At 51.9% G+C, this 20,240-nt stretch carries 13 protein-coding genes; 9 read left to right on the forward strand and 4 right to left on the reverse strand.

The genetic code is table 11. The annotated features are described in order from the left end of the window. Window positions 1-191: 191 nt before the first annotated feature. Window positions 192-2,405: a carbohydrate-binding protein gene (locus B7989_RS08350; RefSeq protein WP_233144326.1), complete on the reverse strand. Its 2,214-nt coding sequence runs from the start codon at window positions 2,403-2,405 to the stop codon at window positions 192-194. 181 nt (window positions 2,406-2,586) lie between these two features. Here B7989_RS08350 and tgt point away from each other — a divergent pair, with 181 nt between their 5' ends. Beyond that, complete coding sequence (gene tgt / locus B7989_RS08355; protein ID WP_088628074.1) at window positions 2,587-3,723, forward strand: tRNA guanosine(34) transglycosylase Tgt; 1,137 nt, start codon at window positions 2,587-2,589, stop codon at window positions 3,721-3,723. A gap of 94 nt (window positions 3,724-3,817) precedes the next feature. Here the strand turns inward: tgt and B7989_RS08360 are convergent, their stop codons facing one another. Both B7989_RS08360 and B7989_RS08365 read right to left on the reverse strand, forming a co-directional pair. Further along, entirely contained in the window at window positions 3,818-6,541 is a 2,724-nt protein-coding gene (locus B7989_RS08360) for a CIA30 family protein (RefSeq protein ID WP_088628075.1), read from the reverse strand. A gap of 211 nt (window positions 6,542-6,752) precedes the next feature. Then, complete coding sequence (locus B7989_RS08365) at window positions 6,753-7,487, reverse strand: SDR family oxidoreductase (protein WP_088628076.1); 735 nt, start codon at window positions 7,485-7,487, stop codon at window positions 6,753-6,755. 247 nt (window positions 7,488-7,734) lie between these two features. On the opposite strand from B7989_RS08365, the gene B7989_RS08370 reads away from it, so the two are divergent. The 7 genes from B7989_RS08370 to B7989_RS08400 all read left to right on the forward strand — a co-directional run bounded on the left by B7989_RS08370 (window position 7,735) and on the right by B7989_RS08400 (window position 18,094). After that, complete coding sequence (locus B7989_RS08370) at window positions 7,735-9,387, forward strand: sodium:calcium symporter (RefSeq protein ID WP_088628077.1); 1,653 nt, start codon at window positions 7,735-7,737, stop codon at window positions 9,385-9,387. Window positions 9,388-9,569: 182 nt separating this feature from the next. Beyond that, window positions 9,570-12,965, forward strand: a complete 3,396-nt coding sequence (locus B7989_RS08375) for an MFS transporter (protein ID WP_088628078.1) — start codon at window positions 9,570-9,572, stop codon at window positions 12,963-12,965. A gap of 102 nt (window positions 12,966-13,067) precedes the next feature. Further along, window positions 13,068-13,574 (forward strand): RidA family protein, encoded by a 507-nt coding sequence (locus tag B7989_RS08380; protein WP_073317417.1) that lies wholly within the window; start codon window positions 13,068-13,070, stop codon window positions 13,572-13,574. 353 nt (window positions 13,575-13,927) lie between these two features. Next, a complete protein-coding gene (gene ilvB / locus B7989_RS08385) occupies window positions 13,928-15,646 on the forward strand; it encodes a biosynthetic-type acetolactate synthase large subunit (RefSeq protein WP_073317419.1) in 1,719 nt (572 codons plus the stop codon). A gap of 11 nt (window positions 15,647-15,657) precedes the next feature. Further along, the gene (gene ilvN, locus B7989_RS08390; protein ID WP_072799415.1) at window positions 15,658-16,155 is read left to right on the forward strand and encodes an acetolactate synthase small subunit; all 498 of its coding nucleotides are present in this window, start codon (window positions 15,658-15,660) and stop codon (window positions 16,153-16,155) included. A 164-nt stretch (window positions 16,156-16,319) separates the two neighbouring features. Then, window positions 16,320-17,006 (forward strand): hypothetical protein, encoded by a 687-nt coding sequence (locus tag B7989_RS08395; protein WP_088628079.1) that lies wholly within the window; start codon window positions 16,320-16,322, stop codon window positions 17,004-17,006. Continuing rightward, entirely contained in the window at window positions 17,003-18,094 is a 1,092-nt protein-coding gene (locus B7989_RS08400; RefSeq protein WP_088628080.1) for a radical SAM protein, read from the forward strand. The genes B7989_RS08395 and B7989_RS08400 overlap by 4 nt, the downstream gene beginning before the upstream one ends. Here the strand turns inward: B7989_RS08400 and B7989_RS08405 are convergent. Then, window positions 18,091-18,504, reverse strand: a complete 414-nt coding sequence (locus B7989_RS08405) for a hypothetical protein (RefSeq protein WP_073054722.1) — start codon at window positions 18,502-18,504, stop codon at window positions 18,091-18,093. The genes B7989_RS08400 and B7989_RS08405 overlap by 4 nt on opposite strands. 404 nt (window positions 18,505-18,908) lie before the next feature. On the opposite strand from B7989_RS08405, the gene B7989_RS08410 reads away from it, so the two are divergent. Continuing rightward, on the forward strand, window positions 18,909-20,204 hold the full coding sequence (locus B7989_RS08410; RefSeq protein ID WP_088628081.1) for a GTP-binding protein: 1,296 nt from the start codon (window positions 18,909-18,911) through the stop codon (window positions 20,202-20,204). The last annotated feature ends 36 nt before the right edge of the window (window positions 20,205-20,240 follow it).

The following is a 20,240-nucleotide window of genomic DNA, read 5'->3' on the forward strand; positions in this document are numbered from 1 at the left end:
AGCTTGAGGTGCTAGTGGGAGCGATCCCATGACAGTTCAAGTCTGTCCGACCGCAGAAGAAAGACTCAGTGAAAACTGAGTCTTTTTTCGTTTTATAATGCAGCCAAAATGTTGAGCCGAACGATCTCTATACAAAAAGTCTTCCCAGCACATATGCACTAGGAAGACTCCGTTGGAGGTGTATGTAAGAATTACTTGGAGGTGTTCACCATGAACTTCTTGCTGCCGTTCACCTGCTTGAGCATGTACACGCCCTTGGCAAAGCCTGCGGCATTGAGAGCCTTGGAGGCAGCCATGCCAGACAGGTCAACCGTACCGACCTTCACGCCGGTGAGGCTGAACACGTTGTAGGACTTTTCGATCTTGTTCTGGAGCTTGATCTGTGCAATAGAGGTCTTGCCCGGATCAGCATCCTTGCCTGCAACAAACTCGATGTAGTCAATGTCCATCCAGTCACCGGTCACGGTGAAGCGGAGGATATGCTTACCAGCAGCAAGCTTGACGTTTGCCTGAACGACGTTATAGTCATCGTAGTTTTCTTCACCGTCATTCTTGGGCACAGCGATTTCTTCGGTGATGTTTTCGCCGTCGATAGCGAGCTGGAAACCAGAAGTTGCATTTGCTGAAGCCACGGAAGCGAACATGGTGTAATCACCAGCTTCGGCCACCTCTACAGTGTATTCAAGCCATTCGCCACTCTGGTTGTAACCCACGACATAGCCATTGTTCTTCTTGTAGATGTCAACGCCAGTGCCTTCGCGATAGCTCTTGCCGCCATTGCTTTCGGCGCCATGGTCGTCGGAATCGTTGTCAGCATAAGAATCGTTGCCAGTGCCATAGCCCGGTTCGTCGAAGTTTTCCATTTCGATCTTGCCCGGAATCGCCCAAGCCTTGCCGCCGAACGGAGTCTGCGGTTCAGGTTCGCGCTTGGCACCCTGGAATTCCCATTCGAGAACACCCATGGTCGAATCCTTTCCGTTATTCTTGAACACGAAGAATACCTGGTCGATAACGCCGGTGAGGCCCTTCATTTCGCAATCGTTGTCAACGAAGGTCTTGTTATTGGCGGTTTTTGCAAGTTCGCAAGTACCGGCCAACGTACCGCTGGCGCTACCCGTATGGATTTCAATCTTGTTGCCATCACCTACGTTTGCAGCCTTGATACGGAGGTTCTGAGCACCGTTACCGAAGTCCACGCCAGAAACGCGGATCCAGGATTCGCTACGGCTTGTGAGCGGCAAAAGCACATGCACAACGGGCTTGCCCTGAGTCCAGTCCGTACGGCTACGGATGTTCATCTGCTTGGAACTGGTCGTTGCCTTGTAGGTCTTGTACGGGTCGAAGTTCTTGATCTGCTTCGGTCCTTCACGGGTGAAGGTGAGCTTGTTCATCTTGTCGCCATTCCAGGTGAGTTCGTCGATGGAAACGCTTCTGTGGTTTTCGTAGTTCGGGTTTTCGGAACGCACGCCCGCCTGAGTCGTTGCAGCCGGGTGGTTGTCAGAGGTCACCAAGCGGCGGTCGTGATACACGGCATACCACTTGTCCTTGAACGGAGCGAAGCCCTGGTGGTTGTTACCACCTTCGCCATGAGCATCAGGCACAGAGCCGATTCCCGGAATGACCGTGCCCACAAAGGTATACGGACCCCAAATATTGTTGGACATACCATAGTCAATCACCTGGCTACGGTTGTTGAAGCTCAAGTAATAGGTGCTACCCTTCTTATGCAGGTAAGGAGCTTCGAAAGAGTTCGGCAAAGAGACCTTCTTCAAGGAATTCTTGTCGAAAGTAATCTTGCCATTGCTTTCGGTAAAGCTGATAATGTCGAAGTTGTTGCCGTAGGGACGGCTAGAGCTTTCGCCACCACCGAAAATCACGTAACCCTTGCCATCGTCATCAATCAAGATGCCCGGGTCAAAGCAGTGCGCAATGCCGTCGCAACCACCGATAAGGCTGCCACCACCCGCAATTCTATTGACGCCATGGGATTCCTTGACCGGGTCGGTATAAGGACCATCGATAGCCGGAGCGGTAATCATGCCCACGCCGCTTGCGCCATCAGGGTAAACGATATAGACCTTACCATTCTTGACAGCAATGCCCGAAGCCCAAGTGTTGTTCGGATAGTTGCCGAATTCACGCTTGGAGCGGAAAATCATGCCGTGATCGGTCCAGTTTTTCATGTCTTCGGACGTAAAGGCATAAAGACCGACAATGTCGTAGTTCCAGTTCGTCTGGTTGTTGTAGTCATCGACGTCGGTCAAAATGTAGAAGGTATCACCATCGGAGGCGCAAGAAGGGTCCGCCAGATAGTGGTAAGATGAAATGGGGTTGTCGGCTAAGCCAAACACTGCAAAACCAGCCACAAGACAGGCGGATCTTTTCCACACCTTTTTGTAATCCATATATCACTCCATGCAAGGGCTACAACTTGTAGACCCATCCAAAGTTAAAGTTACCCCTTTTTGACATCAAAAAACACATTTATATGGGGATTACTATGGATAAATTGACAACGGGGCGGCGTAGCCGCAGTAGGCAGAACCTAGTTGGTAGAACTTAGAATTATTTCTAAATTTACGCATAATGAATCGATTTGAGCTTCTAAAGACCTCCAAAAAGTCGAAAGCGCGTCTTGGCGTGGTCCATACCGACCACGGCGACGTGACAACGCCGATTTTTATGCCTGTGGGCACCGAAGCGACCGTCAAAGCGGTCACTCCAGCGCAGCTTAAGGACATCAAGGCCGAAATTGTCCTTGCAAACACCTACCACCTGTACCTGCGCCCCACCACCCCGCGTATTGCAAAAGCGGGCGGAATCCATAAGTTTATGGCGTGGGACGGCCCGGTTTTGACGGATAGCGGCGGATTCCAGGTGTGGAGCCTGAAGGATTTACGCAAAATCACCCCCGAAGGCGTGGAGTTCAGGAGCATTCTGGACGGTTCGAAGCACTTTTTCAGCCCGGCAAGCGTCATGAACGCCCAGCGCGAAATCGGCGCGGATATCATCATGGCGCTCGACGAATGCACTCCGTACCCGAGTACCGCCAAGGAAGCCGAGCATAGCCTCAAATTTACGCTCAAATGGACGGCCGAGGCCATGCAGTGGCTCAAGGAACACCCGCCCATTCACGGTTACGACCAGCAATTTTTCGGAATTATCCAGGGCGGCATGCACAAGGACTTGCGCAGGCAAGCCATCGAGCGCATTGCAGAACTCGGCCCCGACGGCTTCGCCATGGGCGGCCTTTCGGTGGGCGAACCGACCGAAACCATGTACGAAATTGCCGATTTCTGTACCGACATCTTGCCGCAGGACCATGCCCGCTACGTGATGGGCGTAGGAACCCCATGGAACCTGCTGGAGCTCATTGAACGCGGCGTGGACATGTGCGACTGCGTGATGCCGACCCGCAACGCCCGCAACGGCATGCTGTTTACCAGCGAAGGCGTTTTGCGCTACAAGGCCGCCCGCCATGCCGAAGAATTCGACAAGCCGGTGGACCCGAATTGCGACTGCTACTGCTGCCGTAACTTTAGCCGCGCCTACTTGCGCCACCTGCACCACGCCGGCGAATCCCTCGGATTTACGCTTGCAAGCATCCACAACCTGCATTTCTACCTGCACCTGATGCGCGAAGCCAAGCAGCACATCGCCGACGACACTTTTGAAGAGTGGAAAAAAGAAAAGTGCGAAATTCTGCAGCGAGATTTGCAATAGCTTAAATGTGCAATATTTTAAATGAAAAAAACTCCGGTTAAACCGGAGTTTTTTTAAAGGTGACCCCCGCCTTCGCGGGGATGACAATTGAGGATTAGCGGATGCTAATGCGGGCGGTCTGGGCAGCCTTCACGGTCTTGACACGGACCACGTAGTTACCGCGGTTCATGCCTTCGAGAGACACCTGGTGGTTACCGGCGGCGCTTTCGAGGCGGTTCATGACCATGTTACCCTGCATGTCGAACACCTGGATGCGGGCTGCAGCGGCGGTCGTCACGTTGAGCGTAGAACCGTTCACGCTGAGCTTGAGCTGGCCAGCAGACTTGCGAGCCATGCGGACACCAACGCTTGCATCCACGCACTTGAAGTCGTCCACAAAGAGGAAGTTGATCGTCGGCTGGTATTCAATGTTCTTGTAGCCAATCACTTCCCAAGCGAACTTCTTGATGTTCTTCTTGTTCAAGTCAACCGGTTCGCCCCAGCTCGGCTGTGCGATATCATCCCAGCTGGCCACAACGGTCGTCCATTCGAGAGCATCTTCAAAGTTGATCTGGTGATAGGCGTAATCAGCCACCTGACCATCCTGGACCTTGAAGGTATGAGCACTACCTCTGTAGCGGTAGCTCAAAGCCGAGCAAGCGCTCAGGTCAACACCCTTAGAGGTGTCAGCATGCGTATTGAGACCGAGAGCGACAAACGGAGCTTCCTTATAAGTACCCTGGTTCCATTCGATTTCTGTCAAAGCAGCAAAGCCCTTAGTGCCGTTAGCGGCATCGGCTGTACCCGGGAACACCACGACATAGCCACCGAGGGTGTTGTCATAGACATTGGAAATCTTGGAAAGGCCACCCGGTTCCTTGTCGGTATAGGCATACCAGGTACCAGTCGTAGAGGCAACTTCATCACCGTCTTCAAAGTCATCGATAACCTTGATGTCGGTAATCACCGGAGCGACAGAAGAAGAAGAAACGGTCGGAGCAACGCTGGAGCTGGACTTGCCACCCGGAGCAACGCTAGAGCTGGACTTGCCACCCGGAGCAACGCTGGAGCTAGACTTGCCTCCCACAGAAGAAGAAGACTTCGGAGTGTCACCGGCACCACCGCTCACAGCGGTGAAGCTGAGGCCATCGCACTTCACATCGTCGATGTAGAGATACGGATACTTGGGCTGGTTCATATCGTCCGGAACCTTTTCGAGGCCCTTGATTTCCCAAGAAAGACGAGTTGCGTGAGCCATGTTGATCGGCTTGGAACGAGAATCGTCACCCCAAGTTTCCTGCTTCAGCATGTCAGTCGTGATTTCGACTTCCTTCCAGCCTTCGGAGGCATCCTTGTTCACGCGGTGATAGTTGTAGTCAGTAACGTCGGTCGTTTCGATTGCGAAGTTGTGGCTTGCACCCTTGTACTTGTACTTGATCGTAGAGCACTTGGAGAAGTCAGCATAAGCCTTCGGAGAATCCTTCTTTTCTTCCTTCAGGAGAGTGAGGAACATCTTGATGTACGGACCGTAATCGAGAGTACCCTTACCGATCTTCACGTCCTTAAGGGCGGCCATATACTTGGAAGTATTCTTGCTATCGCCGCTGACCGGGTAAACAACCTGGTAGGTCGAGTTGCCAAAGTCGTCTTTAATCACGTCGTTAGAAATGGAGCTCTTACCGCCGTTTTCCTGGTCTTCGACAGCAGCCCATGCACCGCCAAGGTAGCCGTAACGGTTGCCATCTTCCATGTCATCGAGAATGGAAGTGGTAGCACCATTGGCAACGCCCGTAGAGAATCCGCTTTCTTCTTCAGCAGAACCGTTCTGGAGGCCGCAATCCTTATAGGTTGCGCCACCGAGCTTGCTCTTCACGTACTTACCGGAGTTGGTGTAAGAGAAACCGTTTTCAAACACTGCAGAAGAGAATGCTGCAGAAGTTTCGTCCATAGCAGAAGCGTTCCAGTTCGTCCAGGACACGCCCTTCTGAGCCATCCATTCTACCCACTTGTTACTGGAGTTTTCATCCGGCTGGCCATCACCGTTAGCATTGACGGTACCCCATTCGGTAGCGAACACAGGCACGCCCTTACCCATAGCAGTTTCAGCAGCCTTGTTGTAACCGCCATCGCCCATATAGTGAGTTGCGGCATAGAAGTGGAGCGTGCAGCCATAGTTCTTGTCGGAGATGCCTGCGTTAGCGCAAGCATCCGGCTGGCTGGACCATCCCGGGCTACCCACGAGGATGAGGTTATCAGAATACTTACGAATTACCGGAATCACAGCGTCGGCATGAGACTTCACTGTACCCATATCACCAGTCGGTTCGTTCCAGATTTCAAAAATCACATTGTTATACTTACCGTATTCCTGAGCTGCATACTCAAAGAACTTGACAGCATCATCGGTAAAACCGGTAGAACTTTCGATGTGCCAGTCGATAATCACATAAATGTCCTTATCGACAGCGGCGTTCACGACGTTCTTCAAAAGAGCCTTCTGGAAGCCTTCGCCACCCGTCGTGTAAGAACGGCCCGAGCTGTTAAACTTTTCGTCAGCAGCACCAAGAGCAAAACGAACCACTTCGACGCCCATGTCATCGACCAAGCGGTTGATACCCTTTTCAGAGTAGAAGTCGGTAGAATAGGTGTTGCCCGAGCTCCAGAAAAGGCTCATGCCCTTGACCTGGACAGCCTTGTTGGCATATTCGGGACAAGAACCCGAAAGTTTGCCACCATTGGCCTTAAGTTCGCCGTAAGTGCTAACAGGGCCGACCCTGCTTGCCGTGATTGCCATGGCGGACACCGCAGCCATAGACATAATCGCAAGAATCTTTTTCATTCTAGACCTTTTGGTTTATGTTAAAAACCAATCCCTTATTAATCCCACATAAAAAATAGTAATGAGAAGAACAATTTCCTTGTAATATTTTTTTATAGTTTTTTTGAGCCCAATAGCCATCGCGTTTCTAAACATCTTTTTACAAAAAGAAAGCCCAACCCGAAGGCCGGACTTTCTCCATTGTAAAATTTCAAACACCTCGATTTTACAATTACTCCACAGACTTGCCCTTTTCAACAGCGTCGGCAAGGGACATGCCAGTAAATTCCTGAGCGCTGAACCAACGGCCACTCTTCTTGTCGTCGAGCAAGACAGACACCATGGAACCCGGAATCACGCTTTCGGGGGCGTTAGGAGCGTTGGGGCCACCGAGATCGGTGCGCAACCAACCCGGATCCATGACGTTCATCATGACATCGGTACCATTCAGCTTGCAGGCAAAGTCCTTGACAAATTTTGTCAGAGCAGCCTTGGCGCAGGCGTAACCCATGAGTTCGGGTTCGTTGGCGATGCCACTAGTGGTAAGCTGCATACGGCCAAAGCCTCGCTTGATCATGCCCGGCAAAAAGTGGTAGGCAATCTTGATTGGAGCCAAGAAGTTCACCGCCATGGCCTGGTGGAAGTCTTCCATGGTATTGGTGAGGTAATCGGTAAAGTAATGGCTCATGAGGCCGGCGTTGTTGAACACGATATCGACCTGCACGCCCCAGGAATCGATTTCGGCGAGAGCGGCATCGATTTCGCATGCATGTTCGAGGTTGCAACCCACAGCGCGAACTTCGACACCGTACTTCTTGATTTCGTTCATTACCGGTTCAGCATGGGACTTGTCACGGCCCTGCAGAATAATATTTGCGCCGAGTTTTGCCATTTCGATGGCGGTAAGGCGGCCCACTCCGCGGCAGCCGCCGGTAATCAAGGTCCATTTGCCCTTTACGTCAATCATAAGTCATCCTTTGGTTGTTTGCGAGGGTTACCCCACCCTCTCGGTTTATGGATATAAAGATAGACTCCATCGATACAAAAAGCACCGATTTTTTCAAGAAATCTGTATACAAGAGTAAATAATCCCGATTGCAAGTGTAATACAAACGCATTTTTATTGTGCCACACAGATTCGAATTCGCTAACGCAAATTCAGAGTCATGCAGAGAAATGCTAAATTTGTCCCAAAAATTTAAAGGATGTGAAAAATGAAAAGCTCTAGAGACAACTGGGGTTCGAAGCTGGGCGTGATTCTCGCGGTCGCGGGTTCCGCCGTCGGACTTGGCAACTTTTTGCGTTTCCCGGTGCAGGCAGCCACAAACGGTGGCGGCGCATTCATTATCCCTTACCTCATCGCCTTCTTGCTTTTGGGCATTCCGCTTTCTTGGATGGAATGGACGCTTGGCCGCGCAGCCGGTAACAAGCACCACGGTACTGCCCCGGGCGGATTCCACTATATTCTGAACAAGAAGCCCTGGGCCAAGCACCTCGGTTCGCTCGGGCTCCTGCCCCCGCTGTTCATCAGCTTCTACTATATCTTTATCCAGTCTTGGATTCTCGCGTTTACCTACTACTCTGCCACAGGCAAACTGATGGAAGTGGTCGCCGGCGGTTACGAGCCCATGAAGGAATTCTTCGGCAACTACATCATGCTGAACACCAAGATTGGCCCGATTCCTGCAGCCATTCTCTTCTTCTTGATTACGTTCGCCTGCAACATGGGACTCCTGTCGTTCGGCGTGCGCAAGGGCATCGAACGCGTGAACAAGATTACCATGCCGATTCTTTTGATCATGGGCATTATCCTCGTGGTGCGCGTGCTTACCATTAGCGATATCGGTAAGGGCCTCGCCTTCGTGTGGAACCCGAACCTTTCCGAAATTCTGAACCCCGCCGTTTGGCTTGCCGCTTCGGGCCAGGTATTCTTTACCATGAGCCTCGGTATGGGCATTGTTTTCTGCTACGCCAGCTACCTGAAGCCCAAGGAAGACCTGGTGCTTTCGTCTTTGACCGCAGGCGCCACCAACGGCTTTGCCGAAATTATCCTCGGCGGAACGATTGTGATTCCGATGGCCGTGCTCATTGCCGGCAACAACATCGAAGAATGTGCAAAACTCGGCACCTTCGGCCTCGGTTTCCAGACTATGCCGTTCGTGTTCGGCCAGCTGCCCTTTGGCGGATTCTTCCAGACGCTGTGGTTTGCGATGCTCTTTATCGCGGGCGTCACTAGCGCCATTTCGATTATCCAGCCGCTGATCAGTTTTTGCGAAGACGACCTGAAGTTTAGCCGCAAGGGCTCCATTACCGCCACCGGTACAGTGACCTTCTTGGGAGGCCTTGTGGGTATTTTCGGCCTTGCCGCAGGCGCGGTCGACGAGCTCGACTTCTGGGGTGGAAGCTTCTTGCTGGTGGTTCTCGGCACAATCCAGGCATTCATCTTCTCGTTCGTGCTCGGTCGCCGCAAGTCCGACGTGATTGGCGAAGACGGCAAGCCGGAATGCGAAGCTTTCGCCTTGATGAACGACGGTGCCGCCTTGAAACTCCCCCGATTCTTTAGGCCGATCATTATGTACGTGTGCCCGATTTACCTGGCAGTCGTGCTGGTCGCCTGGATGATTCACGACGGCATGGGCGTGCTCCTGTTGAGCAACGTTCCCGCCGCTGCCAAGGTGACTTTCCTCGGCAGCGAATTCTCGCAAATTGGCTTTACCTGGGGCGTTCGCGGATTCCTGCTCGCCCTCGTGGTGCTTTTGAACATTGCCATCTACTACGCCTGGAAGGTGAACGGTCCGGCCAGAAAGACCACCATTCTCCACAAGCAGAACATGAGTATCGGTGATTCCGACAACGAGGAGGCATAACATGGAATTTTCTACGAGCGGCCTGATTTTTATGACCCTTTCGTGGGCAGGCATTATCGGAATGTGCACCTTCTGTTTTTACAAGGTGTTCAAGAAGAAATAAGTTGGTAGAACTTAGAGAATATTCTAAGATCTAAATTCTAGCTTCAAAGTTCTAAGATCTAAGTTCTAACTGAGGAATCATGAAACTTACGAAGTACCAGAGTTCCATTGCGTACCTGATTTTTGTTTTCTGTAGCATTTTTGTGCAAATGGGCTTGTTTGTTCATTTCCAGCGGTGGCTTTCGTTCTCGTTCGAGGGGTCTGCCTTCTGGTGGCGCAGCATGCTGTTGCAGGTAGCCATTTTTGCACCGAGCATCTTTATGCTCCCGGCAGCGAGCTACTTTGCGGGCCGATTCCACAAGGGCCACGTCATGGCGTGGTCCTCGGTGGGAATGCTTGTCTCGGTAATTGCAGTCGTTGTCTGCTATGTGGCGGGCGCCGAATGGGTTGCCTACGGGCTTCTTGGCTTGTACGGTATTTTTCTTGCCGTACTCACTCCGGCAAAGCTTGGCATTATGAAAGAGATGGTCGAAAGCGAGGACTTGGTCAAGATTAACTCTTGGTACATGGCCCTTTCAGTGCTCGGCACCGCGACCGCGGCCTTCTTTGCCATGGGACTTTCGGGCAGGCCCGATTCCCCCGTAAGCATTGACCTTACATTGTGGATTTACCTTGGCTTGAGCGTCGTGACAACCATTGCCGGTTTTTGCATCAAGGTCGGCGAAAGGCATGACAACCTAAAAATGCGCTCCCCCATGCGCAATTTCTCGGCCACCTGGAGCCACCCGATTGTACGCCTCTCGATTCTCGGTCTTGCCGCCTTCTGGGGCGTGACTCAGATTTTCTTGATTTTGATCCAGAGCATGACCGACATGCTGAACACCGCCGTCATTCCGGTTTCGATGTTCATCGTGACCGCCGGCTACGTGATTGGTGCCTTCTCTGCAAGCAAGGCTTCGAAGGGTTTTGTGGAAACGGGCTTGATTCCGTTCTCCGCAGCAGCTTCCGCCATTACCATGTTCGCCCTTCCGCTGGTACAAAACGGCTGGATTCAAGCGATTCTGTATGGTGTGATTGGCTGGTGCGCCGGTTCCGCCTTCGTGATTTTGCGTACCGTGATTCAAAACTTTACGCGCCCCGATACCGCAGGCCGTATTCACGCTGTGGCAAACGCAATCCAGATGGCATTGCTCGTGCTGATTATGGGCGGTCAGACCCTGCTCTTAATCTTTACGCCGATTACGCTGGATTACTGCTTCATGATTTTGGCAGTGATTCTTGCACTCTGCTTTATCGCAAACCTCAAGAACAACCCGATGGCCCTTTTGCGTGCCGCACTCCGCTTTGCGTTCGCCTTTGTATTCCGCTACAAGGTGAAGGTCATGGGCGTGCAGAACATTCCTGAATCGGGCCCGGTTCTTTTGGTGGGGCCGCACTTCAGCTTTATTGACTGGGCTGTGCTCCAGATTGCATCTCCTAGACCGCTCCGTATCGCAAGCAACCGCAACACTTTTGCCGACTGGTACCAGCGCTGGTTCTTCCACGGCAACTTCCTGATCAGCATTAACCGCCGCGATCCGGCGCCCGCTATGGAAGAAATCCACAAGGCCCTCTTGAACGGCGAAGCGGTCGTAATTTTCCCGGAAGGCGAAGTGTCGAAGACTCCGTTCGTATCGACCTTCTCGCTGGACTATTCCAAGGCAATCGAAGGCACCGAAGCTCCGATTATTCCGTTCTACATTCAAGGCCTTTGGGGCAGCCGTTACAGCCACGCCAGCGAAAGCGTGAACCGCCCGCAGTCCTTTAACCGTATCATCAGCGTCGGTTTCTCGAAGCCGCTGCCAACGAACGCGACCGAAAAAGAAATCCGCCACGACCTGGAACTTTTGGATACCGACATTTGGAACATTGCCATGGACCATTCCGCCTCCATTGTTCCGCTGTGGTTCAAGGCCATGCGCAAGCGTCGCAGCCGCATGATTTTGATTGACCCCGCCGGCAACCATGTGAACGGTTACGGAATGATTCGTCTTTGCCATTATCTCGGCAAAGTGATTAAATCTGCAACCAAGAACGACAAGAACGTGGGCTTCATGATGCCCACCAGCCGCGACGCCGCTCTCGGTATCATGTCTATTCTCGGCACCGGCAAGACGACGGTGAACCTGAACTACTCCGCTCCGGTGGATACGATTCTCGGATGCATTGAAAAAGCGGACCTTACCACAGTGGTTACGACCCGTCCCTTCTTCGACAAGCTTTGCGGCAAAAACCCGGCCTTCGCTCAGATTGCCGGCAAATGCCAGATGATTTACCTGGACGAAGAAGAAGCCAAGATGTCGACGGTTTGCCGTTTTGTTTCGGCATTCATTATCCGTGCGTGCCCGGCAGCCATTTTGCGCCGTCTGTGGTTCACCTCGGCCAAACTCGATGACGATGCCGTGATCCTGTTCAGTTCGGGTTCCGAAGGCACGCCGAAGGGTGTTGAACTCACCCACAAGAACGTGATTTCCAACGCCCAGCAAGGTGACCACATTATCAAGCTGCGCCGTACCGACGTGATGACCACCTTGCTCCCGCTGTTCCATTCCTTCGGCTTTACCATGACCTTCATGATGCCGCTGTTGGATGGCGTGCCCATGGTGCTCTGCCCGGATCCGACCGACATCAAGACGCTCGCCCGCGTGTGCGCCCAGTACAAGACCACTATCATGATGGGTACGCCCACGTTCCTGCGTGCTATCGCCATTAACCGCTGGGTCCACCCGATGTGCTTGGATTCTCTGCGTTATATTATCGCCGGTGCCGAAAAGCTCCGCCCCGAAATGCGCGAAACCTTCAAGCTCAAGTTCGGCAAGGACATTTACGAAGGCTATGGTTGCACCGAGCTCACACCGCTAGCAACACTCAACGCCCCGAACGTGTTGCTGGACGACTTCTTGACCATGGAAAAGTGCAGCGACAATTCCAGTATCGGCATGTCGGTGCCGGGAGCCATTTGCGCCATCATCGATCCGGAAACCAACGAGTTCTTGCCCAATGGCGAAGAAGGCATGTTGGTGGTAACCGGTCCGCAGGTGATGAGGGGTTACCTGAAGGACAAGGAAAAGACCGACGCCGTGGTCATCAATATCGATGGCCGCCGCTGGTACAAGACGGGCGACAAGTGCAAGCTCACCCCGGACGGATTCGTACAGATTCTCGGCCGTTACAGCCGCTTTGCCAAACTCGGTGGCGAAATGATTTCTTTGACAGCCGTGGAACTGCGTATTGCAGAATCCAAGGTCATGGAAGACTGCGAATTTGCCGTTACGGCCGTGCCGGATTCCGCCAAGGGCGAAAAGATCGTGCTCCTGGTCAAGGGCAACGTGAACGCCGAAGACGTTTCCCGCAACCTCCGCAAGGCAGGCATTCCGCCGCTCATGCAGCCGGGTGCCGTATTTGTGGTGGAAAACATTCCGAAGCTGGGTTCCGGCAAGTGGGACTTCAACGGAATGAAGAAAATGGCCCTGGAGCTTGTCGAAAAGAAAGCCTAGCCCCATATAACGCAGCTCTTACACGGCAATTTATACAGAATGTGTAAATTGCCGTTCTTTTTTGCATATAAAATTGTATATTATGTTGCACAGGAGAAAAAAATGGATCAGATTGTTAAAAAGGTTCAAGAATTAGGATTAACACTCCCCAAATGTCCGGCGCCGCTTGCAGCCTATGTTCCCGCCACCCGCAATGGCGAAACGATTTACGTATCAGGCCAGCTACCTTCGATTAACGGAGATTTTTCGGCATTCTGCGGTTCTGTTCCGACTGAAGTTTCTGTTGAGAAGGCTGCCGAAGGCGCCGCCATTTGCCTGATGAACAACGTTGCCGCCGCACTCACGCTGCTGGAAGAAGACGAAACGCTTCGACTCGTGCAAATGCAGGGTTTTGTGCAGTCTGCCGCCGGATTCCACGAACAGCCGGCCGTACTGAATGGCGCCAGCGAACTTGCCGTAAAGATTTTTGGTGAAAACGGAAAGCATGCCCGTACCGCTGTGGGCGTATCGAATTTGCCCAAGAACGTGGCGGTCGAAATCAGCTGCACTTTCCAAGTTTTAAAGGCTGAAGCCAAGTTCAATGGCCGTTACGGCTGGATTGAAGGCTAAAAAAGTCCATTTTTCGTAAAAAACGTCCTTTTCGAGACCCTTTCGGCTTCCGAAAGGGTCTTTTTATTCAAACTTTAGTCCAAAAACACACGATTTACTTTATCCAAAATCAAAAATTTAACAAACTTACATCAAAAACACGCCAATTTTCAACAACACAAACAAATACTTTTCCAAAAACAGGTCAAAAACAAGCAAAGTTTTCAGAACGCAACGTACAAAAAGCCACAACTTTTCAAAAAATCTTAAAAATTTTTAGATATTTTAGAGCAAATCTCTTGCCACTAGGGGGTATTCGTTCTATATTTCAGCCATATTTTTAAAACAAGAACCTAATTTAGATAGGAAAAGTTATGGCAAATTCTCCATTAAGTGGCGCAGAGGTGATTATTGAATGCCTCAAGCGCGAAGGAATTGATACCATTTTCGGTTATCCCGGTGGATCGGCCATCCCGATGTTCGATGCCATTCTGGATTCCAATATTAAAGTAGTGTTGACCCGCCACGAACAGGGTGCTACCCACATGGCCGACGGTTACGCTCGCCAGACCGGCAAGGTCGGCGTCGCTCTCGTCACCAGCGGCCCGGGTGCCACCAACACCTTTACCGGTATCTACACCGCCCTTATGGATTCTAGCCCGATCGTGGTTCTTGCCGCTCAGACGACTACTCCGAACTTGGGTAAGGACGCCTTCCAGGAATGCGATACCAGCGGTATGACTTTTGCTGCTGTGAAGCATTCTTACTTGGTGAAGGACTCCAACGACTTGCCGCGCATTATGAAGGAAGCCTTCCACATTGCACGCAGCGGCCGTCCGGGCCCCGTGCTTATTGACTTGCCGAAGGATGTGACTGCAGGCCCCTGCACCGCTCCGTTCACCGACAAGATGGACCTTCCGGGTTACAAGATCCCGAGCTACGCTTCTACCGAAAGCATCGAAAAGGCTGCTGAATACTTGAAGAAGTCCAAGAAGCCGCTCTTGCTCGTGGGTCACGGCGCCATGATTTCCGGCGCTAGCCGCCAGGTGAAGGAACTCGCCGAAAAGCTGAATGCCCCGGTGTGCTGCACCTTGCTCGGCCTTGGCACTTTCCCGACCGACCATGAACTTTCTCTCGGTATGCTCGGCATGCACGGCACCGTGTACGCCAACAAGGCCGTTCTCGATTGCGACTTGATTCTTTCGATCGGTAGCCGCTGGGACGACCGTATTACCGGTAAGCTTGACGTTTTCTGTAAGGACGCCATCAAGATGCACATTGACATCGACCCTGCCGAAGAAGGCAAGGTGTTGCAGCCGGATGTGTTCATGTGCGGCGACGCAAAGCTCGTTCTGGAACAGCTCTTGCCGCTCGTGGGTAAGCTCGACACCGCCGAATGGGTGAAGACTTGCCAGTCTTGGAAGAAGCGTTTCCCGCTGACCTACCCGAAGCAGGGCGGTCTCCGTATGCAGCATATTGTTCAGACGGTTAGCGACCTCACGCAGGGCAAGGCCATTGTCACGACTGACGTGGGACAGCACCAGATGTGGGTGGCACAGTTCTTCCACACCAATTATCCGCGCCAGCTCCACTCCAGTGGCGGTGCAGGCACCATGGGCTTCGGCCTCCCGTCTTGCATTGGCGCCGCTTTCGGCAACACGACCGGTTGGCCGGTGGTGACCTTCTGCGGTGACGGTGGTTTCCAGATGACCGAAGCAGAACTTGCAACGGCCGCCATCCACAAGCTTCCCATCAAGATTTTCGTGATGGACAACAAGTACCTGGGCATGGTGCGCCAGTGGCAGGACATGTTCTACGACAAGCGTTACAGCTGCGTGGACATGAAGGGCAACCCCGACTTCGTGAAGCTCGCTGAAGCTTACGGTATTCTGGGGCTTCGCATCAAGCGTAGCGCCGACGCCGAACGCGTGATCCAGAAGGCTTTGGAATACAACGAAGGCCCGGTGCTCATTCACTGCGAATGCGAAAAGGAAGACAACGTGTTCCCGATGATTCCGGCCGGTGCTCCGATTACGAGCATGATTACCGAACAGCCGAAGACTCAACTTGAAAAGCCCACGGGATCGACCTAAGGAGATAAGCCATGTTAAAGGATAAAGCACATTCTATTAGTTTGTTAGTTGCAAACCGCCCGGGCGTGCTCGTGCGCATCGCCCTCGTGTTCTCCCGCCGTGGTTACAATATCGATTCCCTGGTGGTCTCCCCCACGCTCGACCCGAACTTTAGCCGCATGAACATCATCGCTCACGGTAATCCCGAGATCTTGATGCAGATTATCAAGCAGCTCGAAAAGCTCGTGGACGTGGTGCAGGCCAAGGACCATACCGATACCGACGCCGTGGAAAAGGAACTCGCACTGATCAAGGTGCGTTGCACTCCGGACCAGCGTACCGAAATTCTGCAGCTTTGCGACCACTTCCACGCCAATACCGTGGACATGACCGCTACTTCGATGATCATCCAGATCACCGGAAACAGCCAGAAGGTCGACACGCTCAAGAGCCTGTTGCAGAAGTTCGAAATCGTCGAATATATTCGCACGGGTAAGGTTATCATGTTGCGTGGTGAAGAGCAGACGTAGCGGAAAAAAAAAGACCGCTCGGCTCTCACGCCAAGATTTCAGGAAATCCGCCTCAAAAGGGCGGATTTTCTTGTATTCGGTCACAGGTTTTTGCAGATTGGCTTTTCTTGTAGAAATCCGGGGGGAGTTTATATATATTTTGATTTGATGGAAGGAGTTCTGCTATGAAAATCGAGAAGAAAATCGTCAAAAACAGCGCGAAGCTAAGCCTTGCCGCCAAGAGCGCCATTGCCGCCTCGTTCGGTATTGCGGCCGTTGCATTGACTGCTTGCGAAGAAAGTGGCGATGTTGCAGCACCGGACCCGACCGATCTTGAGAAGCCTGAAACAGGGGCTCCCGAAACCGAGTCTCCCAGCAGCTCTAGCGTTGTCGATATTCCTCTGAGCCACGAGACCCTCAGCAGTTCGGCAGTTGAAGCGCTGTCGTCTGCAGCAGAACCAGATTTTCCGCCTCAAGCTGGAATCATTCTTCCTGACGAACAATACGTAGAATCCAGTTCTTCTTCCGAAGTCAAGCCCCTGAGCAGTTCTTCTTACGATGAACCGTATCCGCCTCCTGAAGCAGGCGTTATCGAAGCTCCCGATGAAAGCGACTTCGAAAGCAGTTCTTCAAGCGAAGTGGAAGCACAAAGCAGTTCCGCTGAAGAACCGGAGCCGCTTCCAGGCGACCCGATTATAGAAGAAAGTTCTTCGAGCGAAGTAGAACAGCCCTCCAGCTCGTCCGTCGATATACATGAAGTATGCCCGGACAACGACCCGTTCTGCATCCAGGTTCACATGTGTAACAACGAAGATGGCTGCATGGTCGCAAGCATGGTATCCACTTACGAACGATTCGACACCGCCGGATGAATTTAGTTCTATGCCTTACGGAACAGTGCAACTTGCGCTGTTCCTATTGTTATTACAAGGACACGCAATCTGCCCGTCATAACGTGATGGACGACGAAACGCTCGAGCAGGCAATTCGCATGGGGCTAGAACGTAGCCTGTTTTTCAGGCAGACTTATTTGAACATCACTTTTTTCGGCGGAGAACCGTTACTGCGCAAAGACGCCATTTTTAAGGGCGTAAACATCGCCAAAGCTTTCGTTGCTGAGGCCATAGACAAAGGCGAAGCGCCAAGCAACTTCAAGCTCAACTTTGCAGTAAACACCAACGGTACGCTCTTTGACGACTCTTTCTTTGATTATTGCGAGCGAGAGCATTTTCGCATTTACCTGTCGCTCGACGGTCCGGAATACCACCACGACATTGCGCGCCGTACCGTAAACAACGGCGGCAGTTTCAAGGACATCGAGAAATACATTCCGCGATTCGTAAAGCTAGGCGCAGTCGCCTTAAGCACCGTGACACGCGCCCACATCGAGACCCTTGCCGAAAGCGTGAAGTGGTTACACGAACAAGGATTCAGGAGCCTTACCACAAGCGTCGACTTTGATGGCAAATGGAGCGGTGAAGACTTTGACAGGCTCGCCTTACAATACCAGAAGATGGCCTTGTACTGGAAGGAATGCCGCGAAAAAGGCGACAAGATGTTCCTGGGCACGATTCAGGACAAAGTAAAATTATACCTTGCGAATTTGCGGTACAGACAATATTCCTGCCACGTATACAACGGGGCAATTGGAGTCGCGACAAACGGCAACATGTTCCCGTGCACCAGGTTCATCACCTCAAACGAGAATCCGCCTTACTTACAAGGTAACGTCTTTACCGGATTTAACGAAGAAGCCTGCGAACAAATTAGACAGTTCCTGGACAGCGACAAAAAGGAATGCGAAGGTTGCGAAATTCGCTACCGCTGTTGCGCGCACGAATGCGCCTGCACTTCTTTTTACAGTACGGGTACGATTGAGGGCGTATCGCCTGAAGTCTGCACGCACGAACGCATGCTCGCAGAGCTCTGTGATAATCTAATGATTAAAAACTTGGATTAGAAACCGAGAACGGCTTCGGAGATTTCGTTGGCTTCGTCGGAATAATCGTCGGCGTAGTCCGGATTAAATTCGCCCCAGCCATCGCTGACGCCGCAACCCACGCCCACATCTAAAGAAGACCACTTGAAGGCGCCATACACGCGTTCGAAGCGATCCATCAAATCGGCAAAGAAATCTTCGGGGAGTTCATCTTCGATGAGTACGGAACCATCCATTGCCAAGAGTTCGCCTTCGGGCAATTCTTCGAAGCGGCATTCATATTCATCCATCATGACGTCGTCAACCGAGTACCACTCGCCCGAATCTTCGCTGGGCAAATCCATTTCTGGATACTGCTCCATCAGGGCATCATAAACGGCGGAAAGTTCATCGGTGGTTCCGACGAAGCGCATCAGTATTCGACAATTCATAGAATCTCCATTCTTCAAGCAAATATAGCCGTTTTTAGCTCAAAAATGAACTTTTGATTACAAAAGGGGCTTTGAAAGCGTTCAAAACGGCAAAATGGAACTTTTTGTACCATGCAAATTTTTTATATCACACATTTTTGACAAAAATAAGAAAAAAGTAAGAAAATATTCAGCAATTACCTTGCCGCACCCTTCAAATTTTTATATCTTATGTACCAGAACTCTTTGTTCTCCTCCTAACCCCCAAAAAACTGGTCCGGCTCTGCTGGGCCAGTTTTCTTTTATAAAAAAGCCGAATTTCGCCAATTTTGACGCCTTACGGCGTCCGTGGCTACGGCTCATTAATACGAAAACAAGTTTTCGTGCAACTTCGCCTTGCACACTTTTTCTAATTTTAGGGTACTATGAAAAAGTCAGTACCTATTACGCTGCTCACCGGTTACCTCGGAGCCGGAAAAACCACCCTCCTCAATTTTGTACTTAATAACCAGCAGGGTTACCACGTCGCCGTCATCGTGAATGACATCGGCGAAGTGAACATCGACCAGACCCTCATCGAAAAGGGCGGAAACATCACTAAGGAAGACTCCGGCAAGGTGGTGCCGCTTTCGAACGGTTGCATCTGCTGCAGCCTGAAGACCGACCTCTTGGAACAAATCGCCGAACTTCTGGAAATGGGCAAGTTCGACTACATCTTGATTGAAGCGAGCGGTATTTGCGAACCCATTCCTATCGCACAGACTATTTGCATGGCCGGCGCCCAGTTGCAGAGCCGCGACGGCCGTCCGCTCCCCTGCCACCTGGACAACATCGTGTCCGTAGTAGACGTGGCACGTCTCGCCGACGAATTCGCTGGCGGCCAGAAGCTTTTGTCCAAGGATCTTGAAGAAGAAGACATCGCGAACTTGCTCATCCAGCAGATTGAATTCTGCAACACCATCGTGATGAACAAGGTTGATAGTTTGTCCAAAACCGACCTCGAGCACGTGAAGGCCGTGGTTCGCGCATTGCAGCCCGAAGCCAAGATGATCGAGACGAATTACGGCAAGGTCGAAATGAAGGATATCTTGGACACCAAGCAGTTCGACTTCGAAAAGGTCGGCAACTCCGCCGCTTGGGCCAAGGAACTCATGAAAGAAACGTCTCCTGAAGACGAAGACGACGATGACCATGACGAGCATGAACACCATCATCACGATGATGATCATGACGAACACGAGCATCACCACCATGATCATGATGACCACGACCATGAAGATCACAGCCACTGCGATCACGAACACGGCGTGTGCCATTGCGGCCACCACCACGACAAGGACCATCCGCATGGTGACGAATACGGCATCAGTACGTTCGTGTACGAACGCCGCCGTCCGCTGATTCGTGAACGCTTCGAAGTGTTGCTCGACGACTACCCGACCAGCATCATCCGCACCAAGGGTCTCGTGTGGTTCGAAGACGAACGCGATAACAGCTACCTGTTCGAACAGGCCGGCAAGCAGGCTTCTGCCCAGAATTTCGGACCTTGGTTCGCCAGCGAAAGCGAAGCCGAACAGAAGCGCATTCTGCGCGAAAATCCGGATTTGCTCAAGGTGTGGGACGAAAAGTACGGCGACCGCATTATTCGTCTTGTCTTCATTGGCCAGCACATGGACAAGAAGAAGATTATCGCCGCAATGGATTCTTGCCTCGGAGAGTAATCAGCGGAATCTTGGATAGCCGTCCCGGGTCAAGCC

This window comes from Fibrobacter sp. UWB5 (assembly GCF_002210295.1).
Lineage (GTDB): Bacteria > Fibrobacterota > Fibrobacteria > Fibrobacterales > Fibrobacteraceae > Fibrobacter.